General features: G+C 64.7%; 14 protein-coding genes and 1 pseudogene. 9 read left to right on the top strand and 6 right to left on the bottom strand.

Annotation, left to right across the window (positions count from 1 at the left end):
- Window positions 1–294 precede the first annotated feature (294 nt).
- The 3 genes from AC1DKY_RS06140 to AC1DKY_RS06130 form a co-directional block, all read right to left on the bottom strand.
- Complete coding sequence (locus AC1DKY_RS06140; RefSeq protein WP_441604252.1) at window positions 295–3,762, bottom strand: methylmalonyl-CoA mutase family protein; 3,468 nt, start codon at window positions 3,760–3,762, stop codon at window positions 295–297.
- Between the two features lie 219 nt (window positions 3,763–3,981).
- Window positions 3,982–4,917, bottom strand: coding sequence for an alpha/beta fold hydrolase (locus AC1DKY_RS06135; RefSeq protein ID WP_441604253.1), 936 nt, complete (start codon window positions 4,915–4,917; stop codon window positions 3,982–3,984).
- Entirely contained in the window at window positions 4,914–5,645 is a 732-nt protein-coding gene (locus AC1DKY_RS06130; RefSeq protein WP_441604254.1) for a TetR/AcrR family transcriptional regulator, read from the bottom strand. Before AC1DKY_RS06130 ends, AC1DKY_RS06135 begins: the two co-directional genes overlap by 4 nt.
- A gap of 68 nt (window positions 5,646–5,713) precedes the next feature.
- On the opposite strand from AC1DKY_RS06130, the gene AC1DKY_RS06125 reads away from it, so the two are divergent.
- The 5 genes from AC1DKY_RS06125 (at window position 5,714) to AC1DKY_RS06105 (ending at window position 11,557) form a co-directional block, all read left to right on the top strand.
- On the top strand, window positions 5,714–6,040 hold the full coding sequence (locus tag AC1DKY_RS06125) for a YXWGXW repeat-containing protein (protein ID WP_441604255.1): 327 nt from the start codon (window positions 5,714–5,716) through the stop codon (window positions 6,038–6,040).
- Between the two features lie 207 nt (window positions 6,041–6,247).
- Window positions 6,248–6,613, top strand: coding sequence for a YXWGXW repeat-containing protein (locus tag AC1DKY_RS06120; protein ID WP_441604256.1), 366 nt, complete (start codon window positions 6,248–6,250; stop codon window positions 6,611–6,613).
- A gap of 255 nt (window positions 6,614–6,868) precedes the next feature.
- Window positions 6,869–7,972 carry a Glu/Leu/Phe/Val dehydrogenase dimerization domain-containing protein gene (locus AC1DKY_RS06115; protein ID WP_441604257.1) on the top strand — a complete coding sequence of 368 codons (1,104 nt, stop codon included), beginning with the start codon at window positions 6,869–6,871 and terminating at the stop codon, window positions 7,970–7,972.
- A gap of 178 nt (window positions 7,973–8,150) precedes the next feature.
- Window positions 8,151–10,313: a YccS family putative transporter gene (gene yccS / locus AC1DKY_RS06110; RefSeq protein WP_441604258.1), complete on the top strand. Its 2,163-nt coding sequence runs from the start codon at window positions 8,151–8,153 to the stop codon at window positions 10,311–10,313.
- An 86-nt stretch (window positions 10,314–10,399) separates the two neighbouring features.
- On the top strand, window positions 10,400–11,557 hold the full coding sequence (locus AC1DKY_RS06105) for an isovaleryl-CoA dehydrogenase (protein ID WP_441604259.1): 1,158 nt from the start codon (window positions 10,400–10,402) through the stop codon (window positions 11,555–11,557).
- 751 nt (window positions 11,558–12,308) lie between these two features.
- Here the strand turns inward: AC1DKY_RS06105 and AC1DKY_RS06100 are convergent.
- A complete protein-coding gene (locus AC1DKY_RS06100) occupies window positions 12,309–15,218 on the bottom strand; it encodes a S8 family serine peptidase (RefSeq protein WP_441604260.1) in 2,910 nt (969 codons plus the stop codon).
- A 207-nt stretch (window positions 15,219–15,425) separates the two neighbouring features.
- Window positions 15,426–18,269 carry a S8 family serine peptidase gene (locus AC1DKY_RS06095; RefSeq protein ID WP_441604261.1) on the bottom strand — a complete coding sequence of 948 codons (2,844 nt, stop codon included), beginning with the start codon at window positions 18,267–18,269 and terminating at the stop codon, window positions 15,426–15,428.
- 225 nt (window positions 18,270–18,494) lie between these two features.
- On the opposite strand from AC1DKY_RS06095, the gene AC1DKY_RS06090 reads away from it, so the two are divergent.
- From AC1DKY_RS06090 to AC1DKY_RS06080, 3 genes and pseudogenes are all read left to right on the top strand, one after another.
- The gene (locus AC1DKY_RS06090; protein WP_441604262.1) at window positions 18,495–19,679 is read left to right on the top strand and encodes an acetyl-CoA C-acyltransferase; all 1,185 of its coding nucleotides are present in this window, start codon (window positions 18,495–18,497) and stop codon (window positions 19,677–19,679) included.
- A gap of 146 nt (window positions 19,680–19,825) precedes the next feature.
- Window positions 19,826–20,086 (top strand): annotated as a pseudogene (locus AC1DKY_RS06085) (hypothetical protein); the annotation flags it as partial.
- A 193-nt stretch (window positions 20,087–20,279) separates the two neighbouring features.
- Entirely contained in the window at window positions 20,280–21,887 is a 1,608-nt protein-coding gene (locus AC1DKY_RS06080; RefSeq protein ID WP_441604263.1) for a carboxyl transferase domain-containing protein, read from the top strand.
- 60 nt (window positions 21,888–21,947) lie between these two features.
- Here AC1DKY_RS06080 and AC1DKY_RS06075 read toward each other — a convergent pair whose 3' ends face one another.
- Window positions 21,948–22,133, bottom strand: a complete 186-nt coding sequence (locus tag AC1DKY_RS06075) for a hypothetical protein (RefSeq protein WP_441604264.1) — start codon at window positions 22,131–22,133, stop codon at window positions 21,948–21,950.
- Window positions 22,134–22,267: 134 nt separating this feature from the next.
- Here AC1DKY_RS06075 and AC1DKY_RS06070 point away from each other — a divergent pair, with 134 nt between their 5' ends.
- Window positions 22,268–22,615, top strand: a complete 348-nt coding sequence (locus tag AC1DKY_RS06070; protein WP_441604265.1) for an ArsR/SmtB family transcription factor — start codon at window positions 22,268–22,270, stop codon at window positions 22,613–22,615.
- Window positions 22,616–22,617: the final 2 nt, after the last annotated feature.

Raw genomic sequence — 22,617 nt, 5'->3', positions numbered from 1 at the left:
GCTCTTGATCCCCGGGGTCCCCGTATGACGCGGCGGGCGGGTGGAGGAAAGCCCGAAGGGTGGCCGCAGGGATGCGGCCGGCCTCCGGCAGGAGGACGGAAGCCCGCGGCAGGCGAGCCAGATCGCGGTATCGCGACAACCGAACACCGAGGCTCTGGATGACCAGCCATCCGGCTGTTGAAGAGCGCTTCCGGCCTGCGCCGGGATGACAAAAAAAGCCGCCCCGATTGGAGCGGCTCTCTCAGAACCTGACCTTGTCCCACCCCTTCACCAACAGAAGAGAAAAAAGGCCAATCACATATTCCGCCGATACTCCCCACCCACGTCATACAACGCATGACTGATCTGCCCCAGCGAGTTGTACTTCACCGCCTCGATCAACTGCTCAAACACATTGCGCCGATCACGCGCCGTCTCCTGCAGCACCTTCAGGCTCTCCGGCGCCAGCTCATTGCGCGCCTTGCCAAAGGCCAGCACGTTGTCGATCTGCTGCCCTTTCTCGCCCTCGGTGGAACGGATGAGCTCGATCTCGGTGGCGATCTCGCCGCCGTGGTCCTTGGGCAGGAAGGTGTTCACGCCGATCAGCGGCAGGCTGCCGTCGTGCTTCTTCTGCTCGTAGTACATCGACTCTTCCTGGATCTTGCCGCGCTGGTACATGGTGTCCATCGCGCCGAGCACGCCACCGCGCTCGCTGATCGCCTCGAACTCCTTGTACACCGCCTCTTCGACGATGTCGGTAAGCGCATCCACGATGTGGCTGCCCTGCCAGGGGTTCTCGTTGAAGTTGAGGCCCAGTTCCTTGTTGATGATCATCTGGATCGCCACCGCGCGACGCACGCTCTCTTCGGTCGGGGTGGTGATGGCTTCGTCGTACGCATTGGTGTGCAGGCTATTGCAGTTGTCGAACAAGGCATACAGCGCCTGCAGCGTGGTGCGGATGTCGTTGAACTGGATTTCCTGCGCGTGAAGCGAACGGCCCGAGGTCTGGATGTGGTACTTCATCATCTGGCTGCGCGCGCTGGCGCCGTAGCGCTCGCGCATCGCGCGGGCCCAGATGCGGCGTGCCACGCGGCCGATCACGGTGTATTCCGGATCCATGCCGTTGGAGAAGAAGAACGACAGATTCGGCGCGAAATCGTCGATGCTCATGCCGCGCGCGAGATAGTACTCGACGATGGTGAAGCCGTTGCTCAGCGTGAAGGCCAACTGGCTGATCGGGTTCGCGCCGGCTTCGGCGATGTGATAGCCGGAGATCGACACCGAATAGAAGTTGCGCACCTTGTGGTCGACAAAATACTGCTGGATGTCGCCCATCATGCGCAGCGCGAACTCGGTGGAGAAGATGCAGGTGTTCTGCGCCTGGTCCTCTTTGAGGATGTCCGCCTGCACCGTGCCGCGCACGTTCTGCAGAGTTTCTTCCTTGATGCGCGCGTAGGTGTCCGCATCCACCAGCTGGTCGCCGGTGATGCCGAGCAGGCCGAGGCCCAGGCCTTCGTTGCCCTTGGGCAGCTCGCCCGAATACTGCGGACGGCCGTTCGGGAACATCGAGGCGATCTTCTTGTCAGCCTCAGCCCAGCGCGCCGGGTCTTCCTTCAGATACTTCTCGACGTTCTGGTCGATCGCGGTGTTCATGAACATCGCGAGGATGATCGGCGCCGGCCCGTTGATGGTCATCGACACGGAGCTGCTCGGCGCACTGAGATCGAAGCCGGAGTACAGCTTCTTCATGTCATCGAGCGTGGCGATATTGACGCCGGAATTGCCGATCTTGCCGTAGATGTCCGGACGCGGCGCCGGGTCTTCGCCGTACAGCGTCACCGAGTCGAACGCCGTGGACAGGCGCGTGGCCGCACCGCCCTGGCTCAGGTAATGGAAGCGGCGATTGGTGCGCTCGGGCGTGCCCTCGCCCGCGAACATGCGGGTGGGATCTTCACCCGTGCGGCGATACGGATAGACACCGCCGGTATACGGGTAATAGCCGGGCAGGTTCTCGCGCATCAGGAAGCGCAGCAGGTCGCCCCAGTCCTTGGTCTTGGGCGGCGAGACCTTCGGGATCTTCTGGTGGCTCAGCGATACGCGGTAGTTCTCCACGCGGATCACCTTGTCGCGCACCTTGTATTCGTTGACCTCGTCGGTCACCGACTTGTAGCGCTTGGGCCAGTCGTGCAGCAGGTGGATCGCTTCGTGGCTGAGCTCCTTGATCGCCGCGTTGTAGCGCTGGCGCAGGGTCAGCAACGTACGATCGGCGCCCTCTTCGTGCAGCGCCTCGGATTCATAGCGGGCCAGCTCGCGCGGCAGGTGCGTATCGCCCAGTTCCTTCAGCGATTCGTAGTAGTGCTGGGCTTTGCTGGCGAACTCCGCCTCGTGCTCGATCTCTTTGTTGATGCCGCGACCCTGCTCGGCGATCTCTGCAAGGTAGCGCACGCGGCTACCCGGAATGAGCACGGTGGCGCGCGGCTCCTTCAGCGTGGTGTCGAGCTTGGGCGTCCACTTCTCCGCCGGCAGGCTGAGCTTCTCGCGCATCAGGCGGCACAGATTGCTGAACATCCAGGTCACGCCCGGATCATTGAACTGGCTGGCGATGGACGGATACACCGGCACCTGTTCGTCGGTGAGCGTGAACGCGGTGCGGTTGCGCTTCCACTGCTTGCGCACGTCGCGCAGCGCGTCTTCCGCGCCGCGCTTGTCGAATTTGTTGAGCACGATGAGCTCGGCGAAATCGAGCATGTCGATTTTCTCGAGCTGGCTCGCCGCGCCGTAATCGCTGGTCATCACATAGGTGGGGAAATCCACCAGGTCGACGATCTCCGAATCGCTCTGGCCGATGCCCGCGGTTTCGACGATCACGAGGTCGTACGGCTGCGCCTTGAGGAAATCGATGCAATCGCGCAGCACGGCGCTGGTCGCAGCGTGCTGGCGGCGCGTGGCCATCGAGCGCATGTAGACGCGATGGCTGCGCAGGGAGTTCATGCGGATGCGATCGCCCAGCAGCGCACCACCGCTACGGCGACGCGTCGGATCCACCGCAAGCACGGCGATGCGCATCTCGGGGAAAGCGTGCAGGAAGCGCAGCAGCAGTTCGTCCACCACCGAGGACTTGCCCGCGCCACCGGTACCGGTCACGCCGAGCACCGGCGTGTGCTTGCCGGCCATCTTCCACTGCTTGCGCAGGTGTTCCAGTTCGGCCTCGGCCAGCTCGCCTTCTTCGATGGCCGACAGCACGTGGCCCACGGCGATCTCATTGCTGATGTCGACCATCGGCGTGACGACGCTGGCTTCTTCTTCCTTCGCGCGCTTCACCGCGGCGGCGCGCGTGCGCAGCATCACGTCTTCGATCATCTCGGTGAGGCCGAGCTTCATGCCGTCGTTCGGGTGATAGATGCGCTCGACGCCGTACGCCTGCAGCTCGCGGATTTCTTCCGGCGTGATGGTGCCGCCGCCGCCACCGAATACACGGATGTGCGAGGCATGCTGTTCCTTCAGCATGTCGACCATGTACTTGAAGTACTCGACGTGGCCGCCCTGGTAGGACGACAGCGCGATCGCATCGGCGTCTTCCTGCAGCGCGGCGCGTACCACGTCTTCCACCGAGCGGTTATGACCGAGATGAATGACCTCGGCGCCTTGCGCCTGGATGATGCGACGCATGATGTTGATCGCAGCGTCGTGGCCGTCAAAAAGACTGGCGGCGGTGACGAAGCGCAACGGGCGGCTTTCCGCGTGGGCGGCGCTGGCAGAAACGTGCTGGGCGGGGGAACTCATGGGGACTCCGGGACTGCGGGTGCGTCGGACCCACCATTTTAATGGATGGTTGCGTTTGGAACATGTTGCGGCGCGGAGGGGCGCTGATTGGCAACGGTTTTCGGGGTTTGGGCGACAACCGTGCGCAGAGGTATCGTGAGAGGTCTGTCGCGCACAGGGTGCGCTCCCACAACAGGCGACCGCCTCCTGTGGGAGCGCACCCTGTGCGCGACGGGCGCCTCAATCGACTCCAAACGGCAGGTTTGGCGAAGACACCACGCGCTCCCCGACGCTCTCGCCTCGCAGAAATGCCAGCGACGCCTCGATCACCTCGGGCGCATCGAGCACTTTGTGATGCCCCAGCCCCTGCGTGGTGAACAGACGGGCGCCGCGCCAATGGCGTGCATAGCGCTCGCCTTCTGCCCATGGCACGTCGTGGTCGTCCAGGTCATGCACGATCAGGCCGGGCTGACCGAGCGACGGCAGATGGCGATGCACCTGCAGATCGTGAATATTGATGCCGGTCATGGCCTCCAGCCCGTCATGCAGGCGGCCGCTCAGATGTTGGCCCAGGCGCACGAATTGGGTGAAGCGCTGCGTGGCCGCCACCGGATCGGCGGCGGGCGCGATCAGGATCAGCTTCTTTGCATGCCAAGCCTCACCCTGGGCCATCGTCGCAGCCGCACCGCCCAGCGAATGGGCGATGGTGAGCGCCGCGTTGCCAAAGTGACGGCCCACTTCGCGCACGGTCTCGATGAAATCGGGCAAGGTGCAATGGCGGCCATCGCTCAGGCCATGCCCTGGCTGATCGAACGCCACCAGCGCATAGCCCATCTCGCGCAAGGGTTCGATCCAGGGCAGATAGCGCAGGCCAAAGCTTGACCAGCCATGCACCAGCAACACATAGGGCTGGCGCGACGGATCACCCCATACATAGGTGGCGATGCGCTTGCCATGCACGTCCAGCTCGCCGCGCTGCATGTCCTGATCCGGCCTGGCCGCCTGCGCGCGTGCTCGGCTGCTGGCGAAGGGCGTCACGAAGATGCGCACCGCGCCTTTGACCGCGCGCTTCGGCGCGATGCGACTGCCCAGTGCAAAACCGGCGCGCACGACGCCCAGTTTGAAGGCGCCGGGCCCGCGGCGGTGAGGCTTGGCCGAAGTGGTTTGGCGGTTCATGGCGTGACACTCCGCGCAGCGCGAGGGCTGTAGCTGTTGATGAGGCGCTCGAAGCCCGCCAGCGTGTGCCGGCGCGCTTCATCGAAACCGAACAGGGCCGCGTCGTGATGCAGGCCCAGCATGAGTGCGTAGATCTCAAAGGCCAGCTGAGGAGCGTCGGTGTCGTCGCTCAGCTCGCCGTTTGCCACGGCATGTTCGATGGCGCGGCACATCTCCTGCCGCCAGCCCGATTGCTGCTTGATCACCACATCGCGCAAGGCGCCCTCGCGGCCGTCATATTCACTCGCCGCGGTGAGCAGCACGCAGCCGCTCTGGTATTCCTGCGCCCACGCCACCCAGTTGGTGACAATGGCGCGCACGCGGGCAAGGCCGCGCGGCAGTTTCAGCGCAGGCCATTTCACGTTCTGCAGAAACCGCAGCTGCCCGGTTTCCAGGACGGCCAGCTGGAGCTCCTCGCGCGACCCAAAGTGCGCAAACAAACCGCTCTTGGACATGCCCACGTCTGCCGCCAGCGATCCGATGGACAGCCCTTCCAGGCCGTCGCGGCGCGCCATGTCGTAGGCGTGATCGAGGATGAGTTCGCGCGTGGCGGCGCGTTTGCCGAGGGTCGTAGCGTTCATGGACAATAAAATAGCACGATCGTTCGTTCTTTTCGCGTCAAAAATCTGAATGGATCGCAGCGATTTGCCCGCGCGAACCTGAACGAGCCCGGCGGCGACGGTCAACAAGGCAAGGAAATACGCCGTTCCCCGTCGTGAGGCCGCGGGGTGCGGCCGTCAACCAAGGAGACTTCATCATGCTGAGCATTACCCGCAAACTCGCCCTGCTCGCCGCTCTTGGCGTCGCCAGCGCGGGCGCCATGAGCTATGCCCCGACCGCCACGGCTGGCGTGGATGTCTCCGTCGGCATTGGTGTCGCACCGCCGCCGCCGCGTTACGAGGTCGTGCCGCCGCCGCGCGCGGGTTATGTGTGGGCGCCGGGTTACTGGCACTGGGATGGCGGTCGCCACGTCTGGATGGGCGGCGCCTGGGTCCGCGCCCGCCCTGGTTACGTCTATCACCAGCCGCACTGGGAACACGCCCGCGATGGTTGGCGCATGCATAACGGTTACTGGGGCCGCTGATTTTCAGCTTCGTGCGGGCGGCGCAATGCCGCCCGCTTCCCAACCAGAGTGCTCGTCCAAAGTGAGCGCGCCGCCCGCACCCGGGCGATCGCAAGTATTTGCCACGAAAGAGAAAAACCTGCGACGGCGTGAAAGCTGATGCACAGCCTTGCGCGTCATGGTTCCGCGCCGCAGCTCCCTTCATTCAAACAGAGAGGCCATTCATCCATGTCGATGTCTACGACGATTCGTTTCGCCGCACTCGCCACCGTCATCATGCTGGCCAGCGGCTGCGTGGTTGAACAACCCGCGCCGCGCCGCCGCCCCGTCATTGTCGAACAACCCGCGCCGGCCCCTGGCTACGTCGAAGTGATTGCCCCGCAGGCGCCGCCGGCCGTAGTGATCGAAGAAGAACCCGCCCCGCGGCCTGGCTATATCTGGGCCCGCGGATACTGGCACTGGAACGGTCGCAAGTACGTCGCCATGCACGGGCATTGGGAGCCGGCGCGTCCGGGCTATCACTATGTGCACCCGCACTATGTGCAGCGCGGCGACGGCTGGCACCTCAGCGTAGGCGTGTGGGCACAGGGCTAAGCGGCAACCGCCGTGGCGACGCCGTTTCGCAGGCGTCTGCGCTTGGTTCGCAAGCCCGTACGGCCGCGCTTTGATGCGCCGCGGCACCAGTGTTCCCCCGCCGCGTATTAGAATTGGGAACTCGATTCATCGCCCCAGCCCTGCTGGGGCGTTTGAGTTTCAGGCGTTTTCAGCCTTGGCGGGTCCGCGCTGCACCGTACCCGCCGCCATTCCGGCGTGCCGTCCCCGGGCACACAACTTGGAGTTTCCGTTCCAATGATTTTCGAAACCATCGCCAAAACGGGTCACGAAGAAGTCGTCTTCTGCCATAACAAGGACGCTGGCCTGAAGGCCATCATCGCGATCCACAACACGGTGCTGGGCCCTGCGCTCGGCGGTCTGCGCATGTGGCCGTACAAGACCGAGCAGGACGCGGTGAATGACGTGCTGCGCCTGTCGCGCGGCATGACCTACAAGAACGCCGTGGCCGGCCTGAACCTGGGCGGTGGCAAGGCGGTGATCATCGGCGATCCGAGCAAGGACAAGTCCGAGGCGCTGTTCCGCGCGTTCGGCCTGTTCGTCAACTCGCTCAATGGTCGCTACATCACCGCCGAAGACGTCGGCATCGACGTCAACGACATGGAATACGTGTTCCGTGAAACCGAATACGTGACCGGCGTGCACCAGGTGCACGGCGGCTCGGGCGACCCGTCGCCGTTCACCGCGTTCGGCACGCTGCAGGGCCTGATGGCCGCGCTGCAGGTCAAGCACGGCAACGAAGACGTGGGCAAGTACAGCTACGCCGTGCAGGGCTGCGGCCACGTGGGCAGCGAGTTCATCAAGCTGCTGCGCGAACAGGGCGCCAAGGTGTTCGTCACCGACATCAACAAGGATGCCGTGCAGCGCTGCGTGGATGAGCTGGGCTGCGAAGCCGTGGGCCTGGACGAGATCTACGACGTCGACGCCGATGTTTACTCGCCGTGCGCCCTGGGCGGCACGCTCAACGACCAGACCATCGACCGCATCAAGGCCAAGATCATCTGCGGCGCGGCCAACAACCAGCTGGCCACCGACGCCATCGGCGACGAGCTGCAGCGTCGCGGCGTGCTTTACGCGCCCGACTATGCCGTCAACGCCGGCGGCGTGATGAACGTGTCGCTGGAAATCGACGGCTACAACCGCGAGCGTGCGATGCGCATGATGCGCACCATCTACTACAACCTGGGCCGCATCTTCGAAATCTCCAAGACCGAAGGCGTGCCGACCTACAAGGCGGCCGACCGTCTGGCCGAAGAGCGCATCGAAGCGATCGGCAAGATCAAGCTGCCGACCATGGGCCACCACGGTCCGCGCTTCGCTGGTCGCATGCGCGGTCAGTAAGTACTCGCGGCAGGTTTGAAGAAAACGCCGGCCTCGTGCCGGCGTTTTTTGTTGGCCCGCGACCACCTCCTGTGGGAGCGCACCCTGTGCGCGACTGCATGTCCGACAGGTTGTCGCACGCCCCGTCGCGCACAGGGTGCGCTCCCACAGGAAAGAGGCGGCATCGTATGCTGGCGTCATGCTCTCCTCCCTCGCCTACCGCTGGCGCCGCGTGCGCGGTTCCGACCGCTACGCCGAATGCCTGCGCGTCTTCCTCGCCTTAAGCGGCGCGGTGGCCTGGTGCTTTGGCACCGGACACATCGAAGCGGTGGTGTCGGTCCTGCTGGGCATCATCGCCTGTGCACTGGCCGAGACCGAGGACCACTGGCGCAGCCGCCTCACCACCTTGCTGCTGACGCTGGCCTGCTTCGCGTTCTCGGCGATGGCCGTGCAATGGTTGTTTCCCTACCCCGCGCTGTTTGCCATCGGCTTGCCGCTGTCCACCTTCGCCCTGGTGATGCTGGGCGCCGCGAGCGAGCGCTACGCCACGGTGGCTGGCGCGACGCTCCTGCTGGCGGTGTACACCATGATTGGCGCCGACCAGGCGGTCAGTGGCCCCTGGTGGTATCAGCCCGCCCTGCTCCTGGCGGGCGCGTCCTGGTATGGCGTGCTGTCGTTGCTGTGGAGTGTGCTGGCGCCGCAGCAGGCGCTACGCCTGTCGCTGGCGCGGTTGTTCGATGCGCTGGCCGATTGCATGGAAGGCAAGGCGGCACTCTTTACACCCGTCCACGGCGTCGATCGCGAAGCGATGCAATGGGCGCTGGCGATGCAGAACGAACGGGTGGTGGAAGCGCTCAACGACACGCGACTGATGCTGGTCGATCGCATCGGTGCACGCCGCCCCCGCGGCGCCATGGCCGCGCGACTGCAGATGTACTTCCTCGCGCAGGACATCCACGAGCGCATCAGTTCCGCCCATTACCCCTACGATGCGTTGGCCGAGGCCCTATTTCATAGCGACGTCTTGTTCCGCTGCGAACACCTGCTGCGGCTGGAAGCACAAACCTGCCGTCAGCGAGCCGAGGCGCTGCGTTTTCACACCAAGCCCACCGCCACGAACCGTGCCGACAGTGTCGCCACGGTGAGCGATCTGCACAGCGCGCTCGACGCGTTGCGCGAGCAAGCCAAACCACCACCGGCACATCTGCTGCGCGCGGTGGATGCACTGGTGCGCAATCTCGCTTCGATCCAGCAACTGCTGGCCAGTCATGCGCCGCATGGACTCAGCGGCAGTCGTTCGGAACGACTGCTGCAACACCCGGGTCCGCAGTCGATCACCGATGCGTGGGAACGCATCCGCATCCAGTTGACGCCGCGGTCGTTTCGCTTTCGCCATGGCGTGCGCCTCGCGCTGGCGCTGCTGGTGGGTTATGCGGTGCTGCTTGCGATGCATCCGCGGCATGGCTATTGGATCCTGTTGACCACCCTGCTGGTGTGCCAGCCCAGCTATGGCGCCACCCAGTTGCGGCTCGTGCAGCGCGTGCTGGGTACCGTCGTCGGTCTCGTGCTCGGCTGGGCCACGTTGAAGCTGCTGCCGTTCGGCCCATGGCAGATGCCGCTGGTGGTGCTGTCGGGCGTGATCTTTTTCGCGGCACGACTGCGCCGCTACACCACCGCGACAGCCGCCATCACGCTGTTCGTGGTGCTGTGCTTCAACCAGGTGGGCAGCGGTTACGACGTGATGTGGCCGCGCCTGCTGGACACCTTGATCGGCACGGCCATCGCCGCGCTGGCCATGCGTCTGGTACTGCCCGACTGGCAGGGACGCCGCTTCGACGAGGTGCTGTCCGATACCGTGCGTGGCGATGCGCGCTATCTCGAACAGATCATCGCGCAGTACGCCAGCGGTCGTCGTGACGATCTGAACTATCGCATTGCCCGTCGCGACGCGCACAACGCCAACGCCACGCTTAGCGCCGTCCTCGCCAACATGCTGCGCGAACCAGGGCGCCACAGCCGCGGCACGGAAAGCCTGCTGCGATTTCTGTCGGCGGCGCATACCTTGCTGGGGCAGCTGTCTGCGCTCGGCGCCAATCGCCAAATCATTGCATCGCCGGCAGCGCGCGACGCCGTGGTTCGCGCCGGTGACGCTGCGGTCAAGGCGCTGGCGCAACTGGGTGATGCGCTGGCCAACGGTCTCACGGCGCAGGTCACCACCGACGATGCCGCATGGCTGGAGCCCTTCGCCGCCAGCGCTGACGACGATGCAGCCCGCCTCGCGCTGGGCCAGCTTGCGCAGGTACTGGTCCAGCGCGACCGGCTTGCCGAGCTGGCGAATACACTCAATACCTCCGATGCCTGACCCCCGAGGGCTTGTGCGTCGCGCAACGGCTTGTTAAGGCCGCCGCGGTACCATGGAGATCTTCCGCAATTCCGGAGTTTGAAGGCATGCGTCCGTTTCCACTGGGTGAAGAGATCGATCTGTTGCGTGACAGCGTGCACGCGTTCGCCGAGAAGGAGATCGCTCCCCGCGCTGACCACATCGATCGCGAGAACCTGTTTCCCGCCGACCTGTGGCGCAAGTTCGGCGACATGGGCCTGCTCGGCATCACCATTCCGGAAGAATACGGCGGCACCGGCATGGGCTTCCTCGCGCACATGGTGGCGATGGAGGAAATCTCGCGCGCCTCCGGCTCGGTCGGTCTTTCCTATGGCGCGCACTCCAATCTGTGCGTGCAGAACATTTTCCACAACGGCAACGAAGCACAGCGTCGCAAGTACATCCCCAAGCTTTGTTCGGGCGAGTACGTGGGCGCGCTGGCGATGAGCGAACCGGGCGCCGGTTCCGATGTCGTCGGCTCGATGAGCTGCAAGGCGGAGAAGAAGGGCGACGTGTGGGTCGCCAACGGCTCCAAGATGTGGATCACCAACGGCCCCGATGCCGACGTGCTGCTGGTCTACATGCGCACGGCGCCGCGTCCGGCGGGCAGCCGCTGCATGACGGCCTTCATCGTCGAAAAAGGCATGAAGGGCTTCAGCACCGCGCAAAAGCTCGACAAGCTCGGCATGCGCGGCTCCAACACCTGCGAGCTGGTGTTCGAGGATTGCGAGATTCCGGAAGAGAACATCGTCGGCGAAGTGAACGAAGGCGTGCGCGTGCTGATGAGCGGCCTGGACACCGAGCGCCTGGTGCTCTCCGGCGGCCCCATCGGACTGATGCAGGCGGCGCTCGACATCTCCCTGCCCTATGTGCGCGAGCGCAAGCAATTCAACGCACCCATCGGCACGTTCGGCGTGATGCAGGCAAAGATCGCCGACATGTACACCGCACTGCAGAGTTCGCGCGGTTTTGCGTACATGGTCGCCCAGCAGTTCGACCACAACGTAAAGTCCCGCATCGACCCCGCCGCGTGCCTGCTCAATGCATCGGAGAACGCGGTAAAGGTGGCGCTGGAAGCGATCCAGACCCTCGGCGGCAACGGCTACATCAACGAGTTCCCGGCAGGCCGCTTGTTGCGCGATGCAAAGCTCTATGAAATCGGCGCAGGCACCAACGAAATCCGCCGCATGCTGATCGGCCGCGAGTTGTTTCACGGCAAGGAGTGACAGCTGGGATTTGCGAAAAGGCAGTCCCACTTCCCGACGGGAAGTGGGTGAAGTGAAGTGCATGGAGTTACCGGGGCTGTTGTAGGAGCGCACCTTGTGCGCGACCAGCCTACGGAGCGATACACCCCAGCGCGGCGGTCGCGCACAAGTGCGCTCCTACAAGGGAGCACCCGCGCCGTGGCTCACGGTTTCAACCATGCGAGCCGCTTGCCTGTGGGAGCGCACCCTGTGCGCGACAAACCTACGGAGCGGTACACCACAGCGTGGCTGTCGCGCACAGGGTGCGCTCCCACAGACAAGCAGGCGTGGCAGAGTGAATGAGCGATGCCTAAGGCCGATGCGCAGCGAGGCCTCGCTTTAAGTCCTCAGCGATTCGGGCGCGTTGCGCAGCGCTTGGAAGTATCCCCTGTGTACCCTCGGAGGTTGTCCCTCAACGACGCACCTCAAGCGTTCGGGCTTATCCCAACACGATGCTGCGGGCGTTATCAGGCCATTCTCTTTGGGTTACTTTTCTCTTGGGCCAGCAAGAGAAAAGTGACTCGGCTGCCGGCAGGCAGTCGAAACGCCCGCCGCGTAGGCGGCACGCCGGCGGTAACGCGTCAACCAGAAACCGAGACTCTGGATGACCAGCCATTCGGCTGCTGAACAGCGCCTCCCGCCTGCGCCGTGATGACGAGATCGAACCGTTCCCGCGAGCACCCGCCCCTCACCCCAACCCTCTCCCCGACGGGGAGAGGGAGAGAGAGCTACGTCAGAAATTCAGCCGATAATTGAGCATCCCCATCATCCCCTGGCTGTTCTGCCCAAAATACTGATCCATCCCAAACTGCAGGCTAGAACGCGCCGACATCGTCCAGTCGAGCGACAAGCCCACCTGCCCTTCATAGCGCGACAACCCCACGCCACCGACAGGCGCCCACTGGTCAACACCAGTGAAGCTCGCGTCGAACACGTCACCATGCATGGCAAAGGCCTGCTGCCATTGCGCGCGCGCCTGAAGGCCGAGGCTGCCGCCACCGGCGAGCGACCAGGTATGACCCGCACGCACGCCGAAGCCGGCCTGCCAACGCTCCACATCCTGCTCGCCGCTCTTCAGGCCGAAGCCGTAGCCGCCCAGTTCATTGAAGCCATCGCGCTGGATGTGCGCGTACTGCATGTTGGCGTAGGGCGTGATCTGGATGCCGCCGAACGAGGTACGCAGGCCGCTTTCGCCATAAGCCACGGTGTAGCGGCCGTTGGTATCGCTGGCCACGCCTGACACGTCGCTGCCGAGCTCAAGGTGACGGCGCATATTCTCCCGGTACGTGCCGTAACCGAGTCGACCCATGCTGTACCAGTTGTCCTGCATGACGCCGCCGTAGAGCATGCCTTCGACGGCATTGCTCTGGCCCTGGTCCGCGAATTCAGCGAGACGGCCCAGGCCCTGGCTCTGGCTCACGGCAAAACCCAGCACGCCGTTGCTGCCGAGCTTGCGGTCCTGGCCGGCCATCCATCCGCTGAGGTCGTAGCCCACGTCGCCGTAGCCGCTGCGGCTCATGCTGCCGTGGTAACCCAGCGTCTGCGCCCAGCCGCCGGTCGTGCGCGTATCGACCAGCCCGTCGAAATGATCCGACAGCGCACGCGTACCGGCATCGATCGCTTCGAAGGTCATCGCCGCACTGGCGGCGTGCAGCTGGCCCGAAAGGCTTTCCAGCGACTGCTGCAAGGCCGCGGTGGTCTGCGTCTGCTGCAGGCTGGCTGCGCCATGCATGAAGTCCGTGCCTACCGGCGTGCCGCCGATCGGTGGCGTGCCCTGCCCCAGCTGGGAGTTGATTGCGCCAAAGGCATTGTCGACGCGCTGTGCAGCACCATACGAAGCGGTGGTGTAGGTCATGCCATTGACGGCACTGGCCTGCACCTGGGTCACGTTGAGCCACGCGCTGTTGCTGTCGTAGTTGAGCGTGGCCGCGAGCAGCACGCCGGAGGCCACATCCAGCCCGGTGAACTGGCCCGTGAGTCCACCCTTGGCGGTGAGCACGTTGGTGTGCGAGTTGGCCACATAGCCTTGCATGGCGCCAATCACATAAAGATTGCCGCCAACGAGCACGGCCTGGCCATCGATATTGAGCGAACGCCCCAACTCCAGCGCGAGTCGACCGGTTTGGCCGTCCGTGGCAGTGAAGCCCTGGTAGTAGCTGCCGCTGATATGTACGTCACCGCCGGCCACCACCAGCGTGCCCAGGTTCTGGACGTCCGCACCGAAGCTGTGCGCGCCGCTCATGATCGCATCGACATGGTCGATGTAGAGGTTGCCGGCAATCGACGGTGCAACCAGCGCACCGTGCTCGATGAACGTGTCGCCGGTATAGCTCGGGTCCTGAGTCAGCGTCAGCGTGCCGGTGCCGTCTTTGGTCAGACCGCCGCTACCACTGATCGCATTGCCCCAGGTGGAGTTGATGTTGAGCGTGACGTCGAAGTTGCCCCAGTCGAACTTGGCCGGACCCAGGATGGCCTTGCCCACGTCGAGCTCGCCATAACCGAAGGTGGAGTCCACGCCTGGCGCACCCAGATCGTCCGCCGTGCCCAGCAGAGTCTGGCGCACCTGGTCGTTGGTGAAGTACGGGAACGCCTGCCACACCACCGCTGCCGCACCGGATACGGCAGGCGCAGACAGCGAAGTGCCTTCGACGATCCAGTAAGTCTGGTTGCTGGTGGTGTCGTCCTTGCCGCTGACAACCACGTTGCCCGGCGCGGCCAGGCAGTAGTTCATGGCCACGCCGCACTTGTTCGAATAACTCGCCAGCTGCGTGGGGTTGCTGCTGTCCAGGGCGACGACGGCCAGCCAGCCTTTCTGCAGATCCTCCGCGCCCGGCATGCTGGGCAGCGCGGCGATGGTGCTGGGATTGGGCAGTGAATCATTGCCTGCCGCAAACACCACCAGGCCGCCGCCGTTGACGAACGGCGCGTACGCATCGTGGAAGCCCTTGGTCGTGGCGGTGTCGCTCGCGTCCCAGGTAATGCCACCCCAGGAGTTGTTCATCACCTTCACGCCGGCATTGATCAAATCCTGATTGATGTAACCGAACGGCACGGCATCCTGCCCCGATACCGTGGACGGCGGCGTCGATCCGTCATCGTCGGGCGCCTTGTCGGAGATGATGCGTGCCGACACGAGGCTGGCGCCCGGTGCAATGCCGCCCGCGAATTTGCCGAAGGCGCTGCCGGCGGCAATTTCCGAAACCCAGGTACCGTGGCCGACGACATCGTCCACCGACAGGTTGTTGGTCGCCGGGTTGATATAGGTCAATTCCTGGGTGACCTTGCCCGCCAGCGCCGGGTGGTTGCGCATGATGCCGCTGTCGACCACGCCGATGGTCACGCCTGTGCCAGTGAAGCCGGCACTGCGGGCGGCATAGGTATTGGTCAGCGACAGCTGCGCATCGAGCGGCGGCTGCGTGAGCGGCGGCGTGGTGGGCGGCGTGGTGGGCGGTGTTGTTGGCGGTGGCGTGCTGCCACCCGACCCTGGACCCGTGGGCGGAGAGTAACCCGATCCAGGCGGTGAATAACCCGGCCCCGGTGGTGTATAGGCAGGGGCCGGCTTCACATTGCCGTTGCCGCCGCCACCGCAGGCACTGAGGCCCAGCGCCATCCATACCAATACGGAAACCTGGCGGAAACGCATTCCGCCCAGACCACTCTCCATTGTTCCCCCTGCGCCCCCTTAGGGCATCCCTTGCATCCATGGCGCGGCGGCCTGTTACCTGGACTCCGCCAGCACCTCCCTGACTAATCTTCGCACAACATGGTGCGAAAAATTCCTAGAGGTTCACAGGATGAAAAAGCCCGCATCGCAGCGATGCGGGCCGGTAGAACCGCGCCTCATTCGGGGTCAGAACGACAGGCGATAGGCCAGCGTGTCCATCCTGCCGTGCTCATGCTCGGCGACGTACTGATCCATTCCCAGCGACAGGCGGGAGCGATGCGAGATCGCCCAGTCCACACTCAGCCCGGCCTCGCCGCCATAGCGGGACAGGCCGATGCCACCGACCGGCGCCCATTGATTGAGCACTGCAAAACTCGCATCAAGCACATCGCCGCGCATGCTGAAGGCGCGCTGCCAAAGCATGTGCGCCTGCACGCTCAAGCTGCCGCCGCCCGGCAACGACCAGTCGCGGCCCGCGCGCAGGCCGGCGCCTGCCTGCCAGCGCTCGATCGTCTGCGACGCGGCTTTCAATCCGAAGCCGGCACCGCCGAGTTCGTCGAAACCATCGGTGCGGATATTGGCGTATTGCAGATTGGCATATGGCGTTATGCGCACACCGCCCCACTGCATCCGGTAGCCGCTTTCGCCATAGGCAATGTCGTAGGTACCGTTGGTATCGCTGGCGACACTTTCCACATCGCTGCCCAGCTCGAGATGGCGACGCATGTCCTCGCGATACGAGCCCATGCCCAGCCGTCCCATCGCATACCACTGGTTCTGTACGAAACCACCGTAAAGCATGCCTTCCACCGCGCGGCTGCGGCCCTGGTCGGCGAATTCGTCGAGGCGTCCCAGATCCTGGCTTTGGCTCACCGCAAAACCCATGACCCCATTGCTGCCCACGCGGCGATCCTGGCCGGCCATCCAGCCGTTAAGGTCATAGCCCACGCTGTTGTAGCCACTGCGATTCATGCTGCCGTAGCTACCCAGCGTCTGCGTCCAGCCGCCGGCGGTATAGACCTCGCCCAGCTGGTCGAAGCGTTGCGATAGCGCACGCGTCCCTGCATCCATCGCATCGAAAGTCATCGCTGCGCTCGCCGCGTGCAGCTGGCCCGACAGTGAATTCAACGACTGCTGCAAGGCAGCGGTCGTTGCGGTTTGCTGCAGGCTTGCTGCGCCATTGATGAACGAGGTCGGCAGCGGATTGCCGGTGACGGTGGTGCCCGAGCTCACCTGCGTGTTGATCTGATTGAACGCGCCATCGATGCGCTGCGCGGCGCCAAACGAGGCCGGCGTATACGTCATGCCCGTCACCGCCGAGGCTTGCACCTGGGCCACGTTCAACCACGCGTCCGTGCTGTTGTAGTTGAGCGTGGCGCTGAGCAATACGCCGGTGGCCACGTCCAATGCGGAGAACGTGCCGGAGATGCCGGCCCTGGCCGTCAGCACGTCCGTATGCGCATTGGCCTGATAGCCCGAATTGATGCCCGTGACGTAAAGATCGCCACCGCTCAGCGTGGCCGCGCCACCGACCCGCAACGCCGAGCCCAGCGATACCGCCAGCCGACTGCCCGCCTGTTGCGCATAGTTGCCGGCCACGTTGACATCGGTACCGGCCACCGCCAGCACGCCGGCATTGGTGACTGATCCGGCTATCGATGGTGTACCGCTCAACACGCCTTGGGCGCCAATGCTCACGCTCGATGCCAACGATGCAGCCACCAGCATGCCGCCCTGCACCTGGGTCAAGCCGGTATAACTGGACGGCTGGGTCAGCGTCAGCGTGCCCGTGCCCTGCTTGATCAGGCCGCCGGCGCCGGAGATGGGATTGTTCCAGCTTGAGCTGCCGCTGAAGCTGACAGTGACGTCGCCCCAGTTGAATTGTTCCGGCCCATTGACCGCCTTGCCCACGTCGAGTTCGCCGTAGCCAAAGGTGGCGTTCGGCTGCGAGCCGCCCAAGGGATCGGCGGTACCGAGCAAGGTCTGGCGCACCAGATCGTTGTTGAAATAGGGGTAGGCCTGCCACACCAGGGCAGCCGCGCCGGAGACTTGCGGCGCCGCCAGCGAGGTGCCTTCGACAATCCAGTAGGTCTCGTTGGCCGTGCTGGTATCGCTCTTGCCGCTCACGATCACATCGCCGGGCGCGGCCAGGCAGTAGTTCATCGCGATGCCGCATCGGTTCGAATAGCTGTCCAATTGAGTGGGGCTGTTGCTGTTGATTGCCACCACGGTGAGCCAGCCCTTCGCCAGATCCGGCGCCAGGCTCGGCAGCGCCGCGATGCTGCTGGGATTGGCCTGCGAATCATTGCCCGCCGCAAACACCACCAGGCCGCCCCAGCTATTGATGAAGGTGTTGTACGCGTCGTGGAAACCCTGGGTGGTGGCGGTGTCGCTGGCGCTCCAGCTGATGCCGCCCCAGGAGTTGTTCATCACCCTGACGCCGTTGGCGATCAGATCGGCATTGACCTGGCCCAGCGGTATCGCATCGGACGAATTCACCGGCGCCGGTGGCGTGGAGCCATTATCGTCGGGCGCGCTGTCGTCGATGATGCGTGCCGACACGATGTTCGCGCCCGGGGCGATGCCGCCGACGAACTGGCCAAAGGGCTTGCCCGCCGCGATCTCGGCCACGTAAGTGCCGTGTCCGTTGACGTCATCGACCTTGAGGTTGTTGGTGGCGGGATTGACGTAGGTGAGTTCCTTGATCACGCGCCCCGCCAAAGCCGGGTGGGTGGAGGTCACGCCGGTATCGACCACGCCGATGGTGACGCCCGCCCCGGTGTAGCCGGCGGCGTGCGCAGCATTGGTGTTGGTGAGCGTCAATTGCGCATCGACCGGCGGTGGCGGCGCGGTGGAGGCCGGTGGCGGTGCCGGAGCCGGCGCGGGTGCCGGCGCGGGTGCCGGCGCGGGTGCCGGCGGCGAGGGTCTGGTGTTGCCACCACCGCCGCCTCCGCAGGCGCTCAGCCCCAGAGCCAGGCAGACCCATACCGCGCCACGACGGTACCGAAACCCCTGCATCACCGTATTCATAAGGCCCCCGCCCCACTGAATCACGTTCAAGATGACTGCCCTGCGCGCGTCTCCCTGGTATTGGCCACGCGCGCCTCCATATTTGCACAACGAAATCGCAACTAAATGCCTGCAAGATCCCGCTGGTATCGCAAAGAGGGCCGGTTTGCCCCGGTTACTGGCGGGCTGCGATAATTCTCGGATTAAACCGGGGCCTCGCCCCATCAAGTACTTGCGGAGATCCCCATGTCGGACGTCAGCGTTGTCATCGTCGGTGCCAAGCGCACTGCCATTGGCTCCTTCCTCGGCCAGTTCACCGGCGTACCCACCCCCACCCTGGGTGCCACCGCCATTCGTGCCGCGATCGAGCAGTCCGGTCTGGCCCCCGCCGATGTCAGCGAAGTCATCATGGGTTGCGTGCTGCCGGCCAACCTCGGCCAGGCCCCTGCCCGCCAGGCCTCCCTGGGCGCCGGCCTGCCGGTGGCCGTCGGTTGCACCACCATCAACAAGGTCTGCGGCTCGGGCATGAAGGCCCTGATGCTGGGCCATGACCTGATCAAGGCCGGTTCGGCCTCGGTGGTGGTCGCTGGCGGCATGGAGTCGATGACCAATGCACCGCATATGGTCAATGCGCGCACCGGCATCCGCTACGGCGATGGCACCCTGGTCGACCACATGGCGTGGGATGGCCTCACCAACCCGTACGACGGCAAGGCCATGGGTGTGTTCGGCGAGCTGTGCGCCGACAAGTACCACTTTACCCGCGAGGAGCAGGACACCTATTCGAAGGAGTCGGTGGACCGCGCCAAGGCCGCCCAGGCGAACGGCGCATTCGCCGGCGAAATCGTTCCGGTCACCGTCTCCAGCCGCAAGGGCGACATCACGGTCGACACCGATGAGCAGCCGGGCCGTTCGGACACCAGCAAGATCTCGTCGCTGAAGCCGGCGTTCCGCAAGGAGAATGGCACCATCACGGCTGCCAGCTCTTCGAGCATCTCCGATGGCGCCGCCGCACTGGTGCTGTTGTCAGCCGATGACGCAAAGACGCGTGGGCTCAAGCCGCTCGCTCGCATCGTCGCCCACGCGACCCATTCGCAGGAACCGGAGTGGTTCACCACCGCGCCGGTCGGCGCACTGCATAAGGTGTTGGAGAAGGCCGGCTGGAAGGCCAGCGACGTCGACTTGTTCGAAGTCAACGAAGCCTTCGCCGTGGTGGCCATGGCTGCGATGCGTGAGCTGGACATCGCGCGCGACAAGATCAACGTCAACGGCGGCGCCTGTGCATTGGGCCATCCGATCGGCGCCAGCGGTGCCCGCCTGGTGGTCACCCTGCTCAATGCTTTGAAGACCCGCGGCCTCAAGCGCGGCGTGGCGTCGCTGTGCATTGGTGGTGGCGAAGCCACGGCCGTTGCGGTGGAACTGCTCGACTAAGCCCTTGATTGGCGGTCCCACCGGTGGCCGCCGATGAAAGCGGGGTTAACCATTTTTGCCCGTTCACACAAAGATGTGGCGGATTTTCCGCGAAAGCGCTATTAATACGCCCGCCAAACGGCATTCCACGGCAAAGGAGATTCAACATGAAGTTCACGCGTACCCTTCTCGCCTCTGCGCTCGTCGCGCTGCTGGCGGCTTGCAGCAACGGCGCGCAGGATTCCGCGCAGGACGCTCAGAAGTCGGCTGACCAGGCTCAGCAGGCTGCTGACCAGGCTCAGAAGGCTGCTGCTGCTCCGGCAGAGGCTCCGGCCGCAGCTCCCGCTTCGACCGCTGCTGCTCCGGCCGAACAGCCTGCGCCGACCCCGGCTTCGACCGCTGCTGCTCCGGCTGCTGCTTCGACCGCTGGTCACTAAGTACACTCGTGTACTTCTAAAACCGGCCGCCTTGTGCGGCCGGTTTTTTTTTGCCCCATGCAAAGGCAGCGGCCAGTCTTTGTGCGTAAGTGAAAGTACGTGCCCCTTCTATGCTGCGACGCCGATTTAGCCCTCGGCCATGGGCCGCTATGATCGACGTTTCCCACCAAGGCAGCCTGAGCCCATGAGTGTCATTGCGTCGCAGATCGACCCCCGCGCCCCGGATTTCCAGGCGAGCAGCGCGCAGCTGAAGGGACTGGTGGACGACCTGCACCGTGAGCTGGCTCGCAGTGCGGAAGGCGGCGGCGAGAAGGCCCGCGCCAAGCACACGGCCCGCGGCAAGCTGCTGCCGCGCGAACGCATCCGCGCCCTGCTCGATCCGGGCTCGCCCTTCCTCGAGCTCTCGCCACTGGCCGCCCATGGCATGTACGACGATGCCGCGCCGGCAGCCGGCATCATCACCGGCATCGGCCGGGTCAACGGCCTGGAAGTGGTCGTGGTCGCCAACGACGCCACGGTCAAGGGCGGCACCTATTTCCCGATCACGGTGAAGAAACATCTGCGGGCGCAGGAAGTCGCGCTGGAAAACCGCCTGCCCTGCATCTACCTGGTCGACTCCGGCGGCGCCTTCCTGCCGCTGCAGGACGAGGTGTTTCCGGACAAGGAGCACTTCGGCCGCATTTTCTACAACCAGGCACGCATGTCGGGCCTGGGCATTCCGCAGATCGCCGTGGTGATGGGCTCGTGCACCGCCGGCGGCGCCTATGTGCCGGCCATGAGCGACGAGACCATCATCGTGCGCGAGCAGGGCACGATCTTCCTGGGTGGCCCGCCGCTGGTGAAGGCCGCCACCGGCGAAGTGGTCGATGCCGAGGCGTTGGGCGGCGCGGATGTCCATACGTCTATTTCGGGTGTCGCCGATCATTACGCCGAGAACGACGCGCACGCGCTCTCCATCGCGCGGGACATCGTCGCCAGCCTCAACCGCAAGAAAGACATGCCGCTGGCCCTGCGCGCGCCCTGCGAGCCGCTGCACGCCGCCGAGGAACTGTACGGAGTGATCCCGCAGGATAGCCGGCGCCCGTTCGATATCCGCGAGGTCATCGCACGCATCGTGGACGGCTCGGAGTTCCACGAGTTCAAGGCCCGCTACGGCAAGACCCTGGTATGCGGCTTTGCGCATATCCACGGCTATCCGGTAGGCATCATCGCCAACAACGGCATCCTGTTCTCCGAGTCGGCTCTCAAGGGCGCGCACTTCATCGAACTGTGCAACCAGCGCAACGTGCCGCTGGTATTCCTGCAGAACATCACCGGCTTCATGGTCGGCAAGAAATACGAGAACGCGGGCATCGCCAAGGACGGCGCCAAGATGGTGACCGCGGTGGCGTGCTCGCACGTGCCCAAGTTCACCGTGGTGATCGGTGGCAGCTTCGGTGCCGGCAATTACGCCATGTGCGGCCGCGCGTACGGCGCACGCTTCCTGTGGATGTGGCCAAACGCGCGCATCAGCGTGATGGGCGGCGAGCAGGCCGCCTCGGTGCTGGCGACGGTGCGCCGTGACGGCATCGAAGCGAGCGGCAAAAGCTGGAGCGCGGAGGAAGAAGAAGCGTTCAAGGCGCCGATCCGCGACCAGTACGAACGCCAGGGCCACCCCTACTACGCCAGCGCGCGCCTGTGGGATGACGGCATCATCGATCCAGCCGATACGCGCCGCGTGCTCGGCCTGGCGATCTCCGCCTCGCTCAATGCGCCGATCGAACCGCAGCGCTACGGCGTGTTCCGCATGTAAGCGTCAACGTTCGCCTGGCCACAAGGGCGGGCGAACGAGTTCAGGTCACGCTTGAGGCATTCAGCGCGGAACGCGCAACGAGGACTCGCGCAAGGCGGTCTCGTGATCCACTTCGTCGTGCCCGGCGATGTCCAAGGTGTCGACCACGTTGTGGCCGGCCGGATGGTGGACATGCGTCGGCGAAATGATCACATCGGAGAGATCGCCGTCGGGCACGGCCGTCTCGGTGTTGGGCGTGTGCTGCATGGGTGGCTCCTGAGTAACCGCGCGAGTTTAGCGATCTGTCGTCTCATCCGCACCGAGGGCACGCACAGGGCCTGGTCGGCCCACATTCAACCAAACGGTTGACATTCGACTGAGCGAGGCGGATATTCAACTCCATGGTTGAATATCCGATGCCCACCCTGGACACCGTCTTCCAGGCCCTCACCGACGGCACCCGCCGCGCCATGTTGCGCAGCCTGGCCGACGGCGACCGCAATATCGGCGAACTGGCCGCGCCGTTCGCGATGTCGCTGGCCGCAGCCTCCAAGCATGTGAAGGTGCTGGAGCGCGCGGGCCTGGTGCGCCGTCTGGTCAAGGGTCGCACCCATATCTGTCGTCTGGAACCGGGGCCGCTCGCTGCCGCCGATGAATGGCTGCGCTTCTACGAGCAGTTCTGGAACCGCAAACTCGATGCGCTCGAGGCCTTGCTCGAGGCCGAGGACAGCGCCCTGCCCAAAAGGTAATT

Source organism: Dyella sp. 01N448 (assembly GCF_056399225.1).
Note: the sequence above shows the minus strand (reverse complement) of the source record. Positions and strands in the feature narration are given on the sequence as shown.